The sequence below is a fragment of the Clostridium pacaense genome, assembly GCF_020709765.2.
GTDB classification, from domain to species: Bacteria; Bacillota; Clostridia; order Lachnospirales; family Lachnospiraceae; genus Enterocloster; species Enterocloster hominis.
Genome location: NZ_JAJFEB020000021.1, coordinates 77503 through 91448, shown reverse-complemented (window position 1 = coordinate 91448; position 13946 = coordinate 77503). Strand labels below are relative to the sequence as shown.

At 43.3% G+C, this 13946-nt stretch carries 13 protein-coding genes and 1 pseudogene; 3 read left to right on the top strand and 11 right to left on the bottom strand.

The genetic code is table 11. The features are described 5' to 3' along the window. Positions 1-107: 107 nt before the first annotated feature. The gene (locus LK536_RS53590; RefSeq protein ID WP_227796941.1) at positions 108-446 is read left to right on the top strand and encodes a helix-turn-helix domain-containing protein; all 339 of its coding nucleotides are present in this window, start codon (positions 108-110) and stop codon (positions 444-446) included. Positions 447-691: 245 nt separating this feature from the next. Here LK536_RS53590 and LK536_RS53585 read toward each other — a convergent pair whose 3' ends face one another. From LK536_RS53585 to LK536_RS53550, 8 genes and pseudogenes are all read right to left on the bottom strand, one after another. Next, positions 692-1564 carry a hypothetical protein gene (locus tag LK536_RS53585; protein ID WP_227796942.1) on the bottom strand — a complete coding sequence of 291 codons (873 nt, stop codon included), beginning with the start codon at positions 1562-1564 and terminating at the stop codon, positions 692-694. Positions 1565-1567: 3 nt separating this feature from the next. Then, positions 1568-1702 (bottom strand): hypothetical protein, encoded by a 135-nt coding sequence (locus tag LK536_RS53580; protein WP_268886872.1) that lies wholly within the window; start codon positions 1700-1702, stop codon positions 1568-1570. A gap of 15 nt (positions 1703-1717) precedes the next feature. Continuing rightward, entirely contained in the window at positions 1718-2341 is a 624-nt protein-coding gene (locus LK536_RS53575; protein WP_227796943.1) for a cytidylate kinase-like family protein, read from the bottom strand. Between the two features lie 39 nt (positions 2342-2380). Continuing rightward, positions 2381-2827 carry a hypothetical protein gene (locus LK536_RS53570; RefSeq protein WP_506092236.1) on the bottom strand — a complete coding sequence of 149 codons (447 nt, stop codon included), beginning with the start codon at positions 2825-2827 and terminating at the stop codon, positions 2381-2383. Between the two features lie 27 nt (positions 2828-2854). Then, positions 2855-2959 (bottom strand): annotated as a pseudogene (locus tag LK536_RS53565) (TetR family transcriptional regulator); the annotation flags it as partial. Positions 2960-3044: 85 nt separating this feature from the next. Continuing rightward, positions 3045-5519 carry a methyl-accepting chemotaxis protein gene (locus tag LK536_RS53560; RefSeq protein WP_227796945.1) on the bottom strand — a complete coding sequence of 825 codons (2475 nt, stop codon included), beginning with the start codon at positions 5517-5519 and terminating at the stop codon, positions 3045-3047. Beyond that, positions 5516-7780: an efflux RND transporter permease subunit gene (locus LK536_RS53555; RefSeq protein ID WP_227796946.1), complete on the bottom strand. Its 2265-nt coding sequence runs from the start codon at positions 7778-7780 to the stop codon at positions 5516-5518. The genes LK536_RS53560 and LK536_RS53555 overlap by 4 nt, the downstream gene beginning before the upstream one ends. A gap of 55 nt (positions 7781-7835) precedes the next feature. Continuing rightward, positions 7836-8696 (bottom strand): hypothetical protein, encoded by an 861-nt coding sequence (locus LK536_RS53550; protein ID WP_227796947.1) that lies wholly within the window; start codon positions 8694-8696, stop codon positions 7836-7838. Between the two features lie 48 nt (positions 8697-8744). On the opposite strand from LK536_RS53550, the gene LK536_RS53545 reads away from it, so the two are divergent. Together LK536_RS53545 and LK536_RS53540 are read left to right on the top strand one after the other, a co-directional pair. Then, positions 8745-9443: a TetR/AcrR family transcriptional regulator gene (locus LK536_RS53545; RefSeq protein WP_227796948.1), complete on the top strand. Its 699-nt coding sequence runs from the start codon at positions 8745-8747 to the stop codon at positions 9441-9443. A 129-nt stretch (positions 9444-9572) separates the two neighbouring features. Next, complete coding sequence (locus LK536_RS53540) at positions 9573-10514, top strand: hypothetical protein (protein WP_227796949.1); 942 nt, start codon at positions 9573-9575, stop codon at positions 10512-10514. Positions 10515-10735: 221 nt separating this feature from the next. Here the strand turns inward: LK536_RS53540 and LK536_RS53535 are convergent, their stop codons facing one another. The 3 genes from LK536_RS53535 to LK536_RS53525 all read right to left on the bottom strand — a co-directional run bounded on the left by LK536_RS53535 (position 10736) and on the right by LK536_RS53525 (position 13935). Further along, positions 10736-11587, bottom strand: coding sequence for a carbohydrate ABC transporter permease (locus LK536_RS53535; protein WP_227796950.1), 852 nt, complete (start codon positions 11585-11587; stop codon positions 10736-10738). A gap of 4 nt (positions 11588-11591) precedes the next feature. Further along, positions 11592-12503, bottom strand: coding sequence for a carbohydrate ABC transporter permease (locus LK536_RS53530; protein ID WP_227796951.1), 912 nt, complete (start codon positions 12501-12503; stop codon positions 11592-11594). Between the two features lie 67 nt (positions 12504-12570). Beyond that, positions 12571-13935 (bottom strand): ABC transporter substrate-binding protein, encoded by a 1365-nt coding sequence (locus LK536_RS53525; RefSeq protein WP_227796952.1) that lies wholly within the window; start codon positions 13933-13935, stop codon positions 12571-12573. Between the last annotated feature and the right edge of the window lie 11 nt (positions 13936-13946).

The following is a 13946-nucleotide window of genomic DNA, read 5'->3' as shown; positions in this document are numbered from 1 at the left end:
CTTGCCATGTGTAATAACCGCCTTTTTCTTTAATGTTATCACACTAAAGTATATTTGACAACTAGATACTACACTAGAACGATAGAATGATATTGAGGTGAATGATTATGCAGGCAATCGATTTATGCACTATACTGGGTCAACGGTTACGGGCGGCACGCACAGCATGCCATTTAACACAGGAGCAGCTGGCAACAAAATCTCACGTATCTTCCCGTGAAATCAGTAAAATAGAAAACGGAATGATGAACCCATCGTTTGAAATACTGTATACTTTAATTGGTGCTATGAATATTTCTTCCGAGGCTCTGTTTTCTCCAAAACCATCAGAGAGTGATCCTTTGTTTCAGCAACTGACTGTTTACTATCAGAACTGTCCCGAGGAAAAACGGGAACTTTTGATAAAAACAATGCAATTCGTAGCAGAAAATCTGCTATACGACTGAAAATCTTGGATACATAAAAATCCATCTCGAATCATACAAATCTTGTGGTAAACCAGCAGATTAATCATATCTGCTGGTCTTTATCCAATATATAGCTGATAACTTTATATTCTCCCTATATATAGTATAGATTGAACATTATAGGAATTATAATGAATACTGCTATGAAACACCTATGATATGTCTATGAGTTTTCTATGAAAGACATTATATTCTTGGTACTTTTCATTCTTTAACCCATATCTTCATACCTGGATGTCCGGAATATATGCCCCGTCGCTTCCTACCCAATACTGATCGGGAGTCCATCGATTTACATACATTTCCCCACTTTCTGTGTCCAAATAATAATAAAGTCCATTTAAACAAATCCATCCTGTTTTCATATATCCCTGTTCATCAAAGTAGTACCATTCATTATTAATCTGTTTCCATTGTGCGACAGGGTATGTACCATCCGGGTTCCGCCACCACCAACGGCCTCCGTTGTCTTCTCTCTGCCATCCCTCACCGCTGATTCCAGCACCATCTACTATAAGGCCGGCAGATGTAATCCATTTGCTTTTTGCATTATTACCAGCTTTCACAGAGCGGACCTTAAAACAATAAGTTCCTGGTTCAGTAATCAGATTGGAAAAATCGTATTCCGTATTATAAATTGATATGATATCCCCCGTTTCGCTGCCATCTTTCAATAACTGTATCTGGTAATACTTAGAAGATAACGCCTCATTCCATAGCGCTTTCCCATATATACTTCCGTCCCAGGCAGCTTTAGTGGGCGCATTAGCCCTGCTGGTATCGGCCTTTTTATCAAAGAGCAGCTGAACCGTTAATATCAAAGTCGCATTATTGTCCCTGCGTTTTGCTTGAACGAATTTAATCTTCTCGTAATTCATTTTTGCGGAATCGCTAAGCGTCAGTCTGAAATCGCTGGAGGAAGTGCCTGAGAAATAGGTTTCATCCTCATTCTCGACAACAAGCGTGATTTCTACCTCCAGTGGATTGGCATTTGTCCAGCCGTCACTGTCATCATGGATGATTTCCACGTCCTCCACGTAATAATCTCCGGCATTATCTCCCTCTGGTGTTACTTCCGCATATCCTTCTTCATCCACAAATCACACATTGGAATCGATTGTCAAGTAAATCTTCCCAATTTTCTTTTTGCTGTCAGCAAGAGCTGTCGGAGCAAAAGAACAGGCCAGAATCATAAAAGCCAGAAATAACACGAAACCTTTTTTTATTTTTTTCATTGAAATGTCTCTCTCCTAATATGATTCAGTATCAGCCATCCTACAAAACAGGCTGCAAATAATCTCCACGCAAAACTCCTGACCTATTTTTCCGCTGTCTAAGCACATATGATAGCTTTCCTTTTCTCCCCACCGTTTTCCGCTATAATACTCATAATATTTTTTTCTGTCCCTTTGTTCTCTTTTTATTAGTTCAGCTGCCTGTTCATAAGGCAGGCTTCTCGTTCTGCTGATCCATTTTGCGCGGCTCTCCATATCAGAAAAAACAAATACAGAATAAACCTCACGTTTATCCCGCAGCACGTAATCTGCACAGCGGCCTATAATCACGCAGGATTCCTTCTCTGCCAGTTGTTCAATTATCTTGGATTCAAGATTAAATACCATATCATTGACCGGGATACCCCTGCCGGTCTTTTCGTTCTGATATTCCCTGGGAATGGAATATAGAAAAGGGTTCGCCTTCTTTTCTTCTGCGCGCTTCATGAATTCTAAATCCACCCCGCCATCCCTGCAGGCCATCTCTATCAAGCGTTTATCATAGCATTCAATGCCAAGGCGCCTTGCCACTTCATGCCCGATAAAACCTCCTCCACTCCCTGTCTCTCTTCCGATTGTTATAACATAGGTCTGTTTCACGTTTTCGGCCTCCCTCATAATATAGATTCCATATGACTTTTAACTGACTTCTTTGAGATTTCTGGCATACCGTTCAAATCTCCTTAGCAGATTCTGCAGCTGCAACAATCTTCCGTTAAAAACATCCACCATATCCTGCTTTTTCATTTTATTCGTAAAATAAAGCTGTGCCGTCATAAGCAGGTATGTATAACACACATCCTGAAATGCATCAAATTCCTCTCTTTTAATCCACTTGATCTCTTGAATGGTGCAATTATCATAAATCCAGTCCTTATGACTCTGAAACCACCCCGCCGCCCAATACGTCGTTAAAAATCTGTTTTCGCCCTCATTCTCATACAGAGAATACATGAGTTCATATATGTGCATGGTTCTGCACGCCTGCATATGATTTTCCAGGCTCTGCCTGAGCATCGCCCAATAATCTCCCCCGCATGTTTTCATGGTTTCCCTGTCAGCCTGAAAAATGCTCTTTTGTGTCATGCACATGGAAAAAAGAATCATATCTTCCTTACTATAAAAATAGGTATACAGACTCCCACGTGATATGGAAGCACTCCTGGCAATCTGGCTTATATTCAAATTATCAAGCACATTTTTCTGCAATGCAACCATGACCGCGCTGCTGATCCTGAGTTTTTTCTTTTCGGGCAATCGTTCAAATCGTTCTGTAGGCATAATCGGACTTCCTTACTTAGCTCTATCGGTTTTTAAAAACATCTACAATGGCTGCCACCATTTTCGTCAGTACATTCCAGATTCTTATAAGCGGGCTGACCGTTTCTTCCACTGGCTCTGCGTCTGACAGATCATCGACATCATCCAGGCTGATTTCGTCTGTACGCATAATAATCTGCAGCGTATGGACTGACTCGTTTTTATCAGAGGTAAAGGAAATTTTATCTGCCTCCGGGTCCATAAACAGGAACCGGTTCTCTGTGTCAAATTCGTTCCACTCATCATCCATCGTATCCTTCATGGTATGCCCGGCTTTCCGCATAATCGTCGTGCTGTCCAGAATACTTAAACTCTTATCCAGCATTTCCATACTGCCCCTGATACTGTCGCGTGCGGCCGCATCCAGATCATCGCTGCTGTCCTTTAGCGTATTCTGAATGACCGTCATCGTGCTGATTCCAGTATTCAGCGCATCCGTTGAGCGGTTTACAAGTTCTTTTGTATCGTCCAGCGCCGCCTGGAGATCCGGATAATAGACATCCAGGGAATCGTTCAGCGCCGTCACATCTTCAATCAGAACATCCATGTAATCTACAATCTCAGCTCCGTATTTTGCGGTATCAGCCGTATCCCCTAAAAGCGATGTCATAAGGGAGGACAATTCATTGCTGGTCTTTGCCATGGATTCCAAATATCCCTGCCGAGCTGTCAGCAGATTTAAAAGTTCATCCGCGTCCACCACTCCCCCTGCCGTATCTGCGGTTGCTGACACAACCGGGACATCATGCGGTACAATCATTGCCGCCTCCGGGGTATCATTTTTTTCACCCTCCGATGATCCCGTTTCCGTTTTTTCACCTTCTGGTGCTTCCGGTTCCGAGGTATCCGGCTTTTCTGCCTCCGGGGCGCCTGATTCCGGGGCATCCGGCTTTTCACCTTCTGGCACTCCCGTTTCCGGGGTATCCGGCTTTTCGCCCTCTGGTGCTTCCGTCTCTGGGGCATCCGGCTTTTCGCCCTCTGGTGCTTCCGTCTCCGGGGCATCCGGCTTTTGGCCTTCCGTTTCCCCTGTTCCATCTTCCGTGGCTCCGGTTTCTGGTTTTTCCTGGCTTGCACTACCGGAATTTTCTGAACCGGTTACTTCTTCCGAATCCGGCTTTTCATTCTTCCCGCTAGTTTCCTCATTGTTCTCCAGCTCCTCATCCTCCATATCCTCCTCATCCTCCATATCCTCCTCATCTTCCATATCCTCCTCATCTTCCATATAATAGTCATCACTAATCAGATAAATATTGTCCGACAGCGTTCCCATCTGCGTAATATAAATCTGCTCGCTGGCCTGCAGCTGCGCATCCAATGCCATTAATTTCTGCATCAAATCCATCAGCTCCGGTATATGGTCTGAGACACTCTCTGTCCCGCTCTTAATATTTCTGAGACGGGTATTCAGCTTTCGCAACGGGTCCTGCATTTCTCCAAGGGTATCTACAATGTCCCCCATACTGTCATGCAGGATCTCCGATGAGTCCTTGACCGTCTGAATGTGGGGAATCATTATCTCCATCTGCTCCGATACAGATGTAAGGGAATCCAGCACCTGGTCGCTGCCTCCCAGGATGCTGTCCTTTGACGCACTCCATTTCTGTCTGGCGCTGTCCGCCGAGTCCATGGCCTGGCGTGATATATTTACCCCGTCCCGCATTCCCTCTACGGATTTTGCCATCATCTCCATGCTGTCATATAATTCGTCCCCGGCTTCCTTCCATGTATCCTTGGCTTCCTTTAAATCCTTGATATGCTCCAGATCTTCCACCGTTCCAGGCATCATCGCCATGATGACTCCAACCGTTTCAAAGCTGTCCGAACCAATCCGTACCGTATAATCCCCATCTTCCCCGGGGAGAGCCGTAAACATAACCATGGTGGTATCGCCCATATTCTGTGTCTGGGAATTTTCTGCGTCCACGCTGTAGTTCTCATCTAAATCCACAGGCACCATGACGGTCAGAAGCATATTATTCCTGTAATATTCCAGCGCATTTTCATTCGGCTCTGCCACAATATGGATTTCCACCGTGCCGGAAGCGCCTGCCAGTTTATCCCCATCAATAGGAACGCCATTTAATTTGTACGATACATCAAAGTCCCATGGCATTGTCACCTGCTCTTTTTCCATCTGACATTTAAAATAAAACCGTTCCGGCTTTTCCGGTTCCCAGGTGACCGTTCCGTCTCCCAATGTTGGCGCCGCCGCATTGGACATATTAATGACGTCCTGATAGTTACCGAAATCCGTAAATGTAGTCAAGCCATTCATATTGCAGCCTTTTACTACATTCACCTTATCAATCCCGCCATAATAATCTAAATTTACATACATTGTCTCATCCACTTCAACGGCAGCCTCGGCGCCATATACCGGTGTGGCAAGACCTCCGCCGGTACAGAGAACCGTCACTGTAAGAACTGCCGCACATGTTCTGTTAAAGCGATATATCATAATGTTCCCTCCGTTTTTCCAAGTTTCCTCTTACGAAAACGCTTTTCTTTATTCCCGTTCCATCTTGCTTTCCAAATACTCCTCTGATCCACATACCTGTTTTTCAAATAATTTGCAGTGCGCTTCCATCCGTCTCCAACAATAAACCGGTCAAACAGTACCAACAGCGATGGCAGTACGGTCAATACTAAAATCACGCTGAATAAACCGCCCCGCCCAATCAGATGGCCCAAATCCCCGATGGCCGCCGTGGAAGATATCATATAAATGATGTATCCTGCAAATGTGATAATCGAACCAGATGTTAAAATGGAGGTGCAGGACAGAGAAACTGCTTCTATACAGGCTTCCTTATTAGGCAGGCGCTTCCTTGCCCCCATATAATTGTTGGTGAGCAGAATGGAGTAATCCACCGTAGCTCCCAGCTGGATACTGCTGACAATGATGTACCCCATGTAAATCAGCGTATCGCCCCGAATATATGGCATAGCCATATTATAGAAAATCGCCATCTCGATGGGGACGAGAATCAAAATCGGTGTTACAATGGATCGGAAGCTGAACATTACCACTAAAAATACGCCTGCCAGCGATAACGCATTGACCCTGGCGTTATCCGATACGATGGCCTCCTTGATATCCTGAGTGGACGGTGTTTCCCCCACCAGATAGGACGCTTCCGGATAGTAGCGCTTCAGGATATTCCTGATTTCGTCCGTACACTCAAAGGCCCGCGGGCTTTCTGCCTTCGTTTTTATATAAATCAGCATCCGGCTGGCCTTTTCCGTGTGAAGCTCGCTGGTCATGGAATAAGGAAGAAATTCCTCCGGAACTCCGTCCGGAAGGGTATCCGGCAGGGAGGTCACGCTTTTTACATAAGACAGATCTTCAATCTCATCGGACATCGCCTTTTCTGCCACAGGTGAGGTGTTTGGATAAATTGCCAGCATCATGTTGCTGCGGCCAAATATCTCTATGATTTTCTGATCATCCTGGTAAATCTGTGTCCCTTCTGCCGCACCGATGGCATTATTACCATACCGGAAATCCGTCATACCCTGGGCAACATAAGCCCCTGGCGTAACGAGCAGGGTGATAATGAGAATCACATAACGCATCCGGTAAATCCATTTGCTGAAATTTTTAAAATCAGGCAAAAAGGAGCGGTGCTTCGTTTTATCATTCCATTTTGAAAATTTCAAAAGGACCGCCGGCATAAAAAAGATAACAGTAATGAGGCTCACCAGGATACCTTTCGCCAGCACCAGTCCCATGTCAAATCCCACGCTGAAGGTCATGGTGACCAAAGCCAGGAAGCCTACCACAGTTGTCATGCTGCTGGCAAAGATGGAACGGATTGCCTCCTCGATTGCAGCAATCATGGCTTCCTCGTCCGTTTTTCCTTTGTCACGCTCCTTCGTAAAGGCATCCAGAAGGAAAATAGAATAGTCCATGGAAGTTGCCAGCTGAAGCACGACTGCCACATTATTAGTCAGGAAGGAGAGTGTGCCGACAAAAATATTCGTTCCCCGATTCAACATGACAGCCACGCCCATCACCAGCATAAATAGAACCGGCTCAGTCCAGGACGTAGTGGAAATACAGAGAATTAAAAATATCATGATAACAGCAATCACAAGAATCCGGTTCGATTCACTTTCCACCGTTTCAGCCAGGGATTTGTTCTGCACCGCCATTCCCACGAAGTATCCTCTATCTCCCGTGATGGCTCTCATCTCATCAATAGCCCCGGAAGTCCTGGGCGAGTCATCTTCCTCATCAAAGGTGATATCCATGACGGCACAACGGTCTTTGTAATAGTCATCAATATCATCTTCGTTAATGAAATCTTCTCCGGAATAGATATTTGCTGTGCTGTCACACCAGAGGATCTGATCTACCCCGTCTACCGCTTCCAGCTTATCCTTGTATTGTTTCGCCTCATACAGACTTACATCTTTTATCATCACCCTGGCCGTGCCGGGATACCCGAATTCTTCCCGCATGACATCCAGCCCGATATTGGTCTGGGCATCTTTCGGCAGATACTCCGTCAGATCATAGTTCACATTTACAAACAGCATCGCAAACATGGACACCGCACAGCTGATGAAGAATATACTCTCGATTAATTTCTTTCTATGTATGATGAACCGGGCCAGCCGGGTAGGAAAACTTATATCATCTTTCCCTTTATCCCTGCATGTTCGCAATATCTGATATGGTTTCTCCCTTATTCTTTCAGATACCTTATGCCTCATGTTTTGTGCTCCTCTGCCTTAAATTTATGACATCAATAACGGCTTTTTACAGCCGCTAACGCATCAGTATGAGAAGAAAATAGTGTTCCCCGCTCTTCTCCTCATGAGCCATCCCTAAACTGCGGTAATACTCCAGGGAATATGTTCTGTCCTCTTTGGAATCATATTTATCCTGGGTTTTTGCCATCACTTTAGAAAATGCCTCCTCCTCATCCTCGCAGCCTCTGATATAAAGCTCCAGGCAGGTGGCGTTTTTCCTGTACGGGATAGAGGCCAGATATTCCGATACCGTTCCCTCTCCCGGTATTTTATCTCCCATATAGCTGTGCTCCATTGCCATGTTTAACCGATGTTCCGCCGCTTTGTTTAGTTCCATATCCATCTTAAATGCGGCGTACCGGTCATACATGCTGTGTTCGTCTCCGTCGTACTCGTCTTCCCGGTCAGGATAAGCTTCAAAATATAAGTCCTTCTTTTCTTCATTCAGCTCATCAAACAGTTCCTGGGTGATCTCATCATAGCAGCCAGCATTGTAGGCTCCCCCTCCGGTATTTTCAAGCCAATGGGCAGACTTTAGTGCACCATTCTCTGAGAATTCATAAACAGCGTTGTCCAGTACCAGTTCTCCCTGGTTCATGCCTCCATCGGCATGAAAATAGTACCATTCTCCATCGACCGGTTTCCAACCGCACGCCATAACGCCATCCTCGTCTAAGTAGTAAGTCCTGTCGCCTTCCTGAAGCCAGCCGCGATACCAATCTCCCCCGGCTGTCACGAAGTGCCAGCTATCATCTTCCTGGTGCCAGCCTGATGCTTCCGGTTCCATCGCATAGACTTCCATAGCTCCTGTTTTTGCAGATAATAAAAGCACTGCCGTAAGGACAATTAATTTTTTTCTGGTAGGTGGTTTCGCCATGATATATCTCCTCCGCTCTATCGTATACTTGCACTATTTTCTACGATTGTGGTAAAATATACAAGAATTGATATTTCAGAATTGTTCCATTTGAAACAGATTTTAAAAATTATACCAATATCCCGCCCTGGAACGGACCCAAAGGAGCTGCTTATGAACCATTACCACAAAAGGGAAACGGTCGCGGTCAAGCGCACCCAGACCATATTGAGTCATACACTTTTTGATCTTCTCACAAAAATGCCTTTTGAGAAGATTTCCTTAACGGAATTATGCAATACCTCCCTGATTCCCAGAACCACCTTTTACCGGTATTTTGAAGATAAATATGACCTTCTGCGCTTCTGCCTGAAAAAAACCTTTGAGGGCGCAGGACTGAATGAAGATGTGGTTTTCTTTAAAAACAAAGATTCCATCAAAGCTTTCCTGCTGGCAATCATTCGTTATACAGAGGCAAACAAAACACTTTACACACAGATTTACACAGCAAATAAAAACGGCACACTGCTTGACTTATCCCGGAATTGCATTATGGAGATTGTCACCGAAAAATTTCAAATGGAACAGGACTGTCAAAATAGAACACTCCTTATCTCACGTCCAATTTTTTCAACCTTGTTATCCGATTTTTATTTCAGCACCATCAAATGCTACCTGGAGCAGGCTGAACACTATACCGTGGAAGAATATGTGGAAAATGTATGCGCATTTATAGAAAAGGATTTTCTTATCAGAAATGAGGAATAATAATACATAACGGGATGTTTTTGCCTTACATGACCGTTTGCAGATTGTTTTGAACAGCAAAAAGGTTATGGTAACAGAAAATCAAGCAACCATACATAAAACTATTAAGATGTTTAAGGAGGTAATAGTGTGAAAAAAACTTTGAAATTTTTAGGAGCTATCGCTGCGGTAGCGATTGTTGTAACAATTTTTTTTACTATAAATAAACGGAAATATAATGCTGTGGGTTATGAGAAAGAATCTACACAAGCTATAATATCTGAAACAAATAATTCATATGCCATATTATCATCTGAAACAAATAATCTATATGTTATGTTGGCAGATGAGTATTTAGATGATGACGACCTTTCAGAACTCTACAGTGAAGAGGATATACTTACTCGTTTAAGTAAGTTAAATGATGATTTAAACAAAAACTTTGATTATTATGAATTATCATTTCAAGCATTACAGAGTTTGGAATATTATAATTTAGATGATGATTTTGTTAAGGTATATAATAGAAAAGGAGATAAAATCCAGAATCAGGCAATTAAAATCGACGGAAGAAGTCACTATGTCACATCACTTAATACAGTTCAAGTCAACAAAAGGTTTTTTGATTCCTACTTGGCATCTATAGAAAAAGGAGAAGCGTTTAATGATGATGATTACATATTATCTACGTCTGAAAATATCCCAGTATTATTAGGCTATAACTATACGCCTTACTATAATATAGGAGACACATTAAAACTAAACTATTTAGGAAGTGATATGACCTTTTATATTAAGGGCTTTCTATCTGAAAATTTAGAATTTATAAAGGATAATGAGACTATTTCGATGGACAATTATATATGTGTTCCTAGCTTTAAAATAGCATCCGCATCACAGCAAACAGATAGTGAACAGGACCTAGTATTTAAAATAAGATATTATTTACAAAAAAATAGAGGTTTTATCCAATATGGAATAAATAATGATATAAAAAAAATAAAGCAGGAAATTAATGATTTAGCCAATAAATATGATTTAGCTTACACGGTATTAAATACTACCTATAATATTAGTCCAAATAAAACATAGCTATAGCAATATTCTTGCTGTAATAAGTAATGGAAACGTAGTAGGCCATACTTGTAAACAGAGTGGTACATAAAAGTATACTTCTGCGGACCCTTGATATTGGATAACGATTCTTATCTCGCGTTCAATTTCCTCAACAGCAGTACAATAAATACAAAAAGACGAAAACAAACCACGATATAAAGTCTGTTTTCGCCTTCTGTTCTGCAATCTGCCAGCTTCTATCCCTTAATGCCATCCATGGCAATTCCATCCACCAGATATCTTTGGAAGATAATAAAGAAGACAATTACCGGCAGCAGCGAAATCACCGACATTGCAAACAGACCGCCATAGTTATTATAAGAATTCGGATCCAAATACATATTCAATGCCAGCGGAATTGTAAAGCGGTCCACACTGTTCATAAAGATTAACGGTTGGAAGAAATCCTGCCAGATCCAGTAAAACGCAAAAATAGAAGAAGTAACGATTGCCGGTTTTACCACTGGAATGAGGATAAAAAGTAATGTCCTGATTTTCCCACATCCGTCAATTTCTGCCGCCTCATCCAATTCTCTCGGAATTCCCCGGAAGAACTGAACCATCAGGAAGATAAAAAACGCTCCTCCAAATATCCACGGAAGAACAAGAGCCGTTCTCGTATTGATTAAATGCAACTGCTTTAAGATAATATACTGAGGAACTACCATGACCTGAGGCGGAATCATCATCGTCATCATCACACAGCCAAACCAAAAACCGGAAAATTTGAATTTAAGCCGTGAAAGCGTATAGGCTGCCAAAAGGGAGGAAAAAACGCAGCCTAATGTACCTACAACCGTAACAATCAACGAATTCATAAAAAAGGTCGAAAACTTTACGCCGCCAATACCCGCAAATCCACTGCTATAATTGGTTACCATGTCCCATACCTTCGGAATCAGGGAATAAGTATCCAAAAACATAGTATCATTACTCTTAAAGGAGCTGGCCAGAAGCCAGAGCAAGGGATAAATCATCAAAAATCCAAGCGCACACGCTCCTATGTGAAATAGTACTGAATTTATCTTTTTCTTTGTGTGCATTCCCATTTTCTCACCCCTCCTCAGACTCATAATAGACCCAGTTTTTCTGCGTTTTGAAAATAATCACGGTGAATACAGCGATAATTGCAACCAGTATCCAGGCAAGAGCACAGCTGTAACCCATATCAAAGTATGTAAACGCCCTGCGGTACAAATAAAGCACGTATGATAGCGTACTGTCTAATGGGCCACCGTCAGTGATTACATAGCTCTCCGTAAATACCCGGAAGCCATTTATAATCTGTAGAATCAGATTAAAGAAAATCGTTGGGGTCAGCATCGGAAGCGTAATTCTAAAAAAAGTATAGGATGGCTTCGCTCCATCCACCATAGCTGATTCATAAAGGGTAAACGGAATCTGTTTTAACGCGGATAAAAAGATCAGCATGGAGGAACCAAACTGCCATACTCCCATGAGGATAATGACACTAAGCGCTGTTTTGGGATTTCCCAAAAAGGAGGTGGTCTGCTGGATTCCAAACACGGACAGCAGCGTCATAACCACACCCTTGTTTCCGAATATCTGCTTCCACACAACGGAAACTGCAATGCTTCCGCCAATGATAGATGGAACATAATAGAGAGTTCTGTAAAGCCCCAGTCCCTTATGCTTCTTATTCAAAAGCATGGCTACAAAAAGGGCAAATGTGAGTCTTAACGGAACAAGTACCAGAACATATAAGAATGTCACTTTAAGCGCCTGTACAAATGTCTCATCCTGTGTGAAAGCGCGGGCATAATTAGCAAATCCGATGATCTTTGGATTATTTAACAGATTAAAATCCGTGAAGGAATAATAGATGGAAATAATCGCCGGAATCAGCCACATCGCGATAAATCCTATAAGCCAGGGCGCCATGAGCAAGTACGCAACTGCATTGTCGGCATGCCTGGAAACGGCTTTTTTCTTTATACTTTTCATAATGGTTATCTAATCTCCTCTTTCCTGTCAGAGGGGACCATGGTGTATGGTCCCCTCCTTCTGTCAATCAGTTATTTCGTGAAAGAATTGCATCTGCGTCCTTTCTGAATTTAGCTGCTGCTTCTTCAGGAGATACCTGTCCGTAGAATGCGCTGTAAGCTGCATTTTTGAAGGACTCATTAACTTCTGACATACCAACCGGATCAGGATCAGGTGTTTCGCCACAGAGTACCAGGGCATCTTCCACTCCCTTGAACATCGCTGCCTGCTGCTCCGATAACTTACCGGTTGCCACCATATAATCACGGATTTCAGAAGATACCGGAGTTCCTCTCTCTGCCATCATGATGTCGTTGGCTTCCTCTGAATTAACAAACCAGTCGATAAATTCTGCAGCTTCTTTTTTCACCTTGGACGTTTCCGCGATGGAGAAGAACATACCTGGCTTCATCCAAAGACCTTTGGCATCAGAACCGGCAACCATTGGAGGTGTTACCATTTTCAGCTTATCATTGGTTCCGCTTACCTTTGCCGCATAATTGTTCCACTCTGTCAGCATGGCGCCTTCTCCGGTTACTACGGGCCTTCCTTCCTCTCCCAAAGTCTGAATCGCCGCATACTCATCCGGATTGGGTTCAGCCCCCTTTGCCATCAGATCTGCCCACATTTGAATAAAGTCCGAGCAAAGCTTGTCATCCGCGTAGCCAATCGCCTTCTTGTCTTCGGTGAACAGACTTTCTCCATGCTGCCTTATCCAGTAGTTGAATAAGTTAGTATCATCGACCGGTCCGCCTGCCATGCCATACTTACCGGTCTTCTCCTTGACTGTTTCAGCAGTGTGAATAAAATCATCCCAGGTCCAGCTGCTCTCCGGCTCTGTCACGCCAGCTTCCGCTAATACATCCGGATTATATCCGACCGATATATAAGAGCTGCTAAGCACCATCCCATTTAATTTACCATTGATATTACCCGTATTAAGCAGATTTTGATCGATCTTTGAAACATCAATCGTTCCATCGTCCACAAACTGCTGTAAATCAGCCAGGGAATTATTTTTTGCGTATGTAGTGATATAGAGATAATCCATCTGGACAATGTCAGGCATAGAACCGGAGGCAGCCTGGGTTGCCAGTTTATCGAAATATCCATCCCAGCCTGACGGCATTGCCTCAAATGTTACATTTGGATGAGACGCGGTGTAGGCATCCAGCATTTTCTGTGTGTAATCGTGACGCCCCTGGCCTCCCCACCAGGTAATCTTGAGTGTGACCGGTTCACCTGCTCTCTCGGTTCCGGCCGCCTGTGTACCTGTCTTAGGAGTTTCTGTTGCCGCTGTCTCTCCTCCATTTCCTGAACTACAGCCTGCCAGTGAAAACGCCATGGCCGCCGCCATACTTAAAGCTGTTAATTTTTTTAAAGACCTTTTCATTATACGCCTCT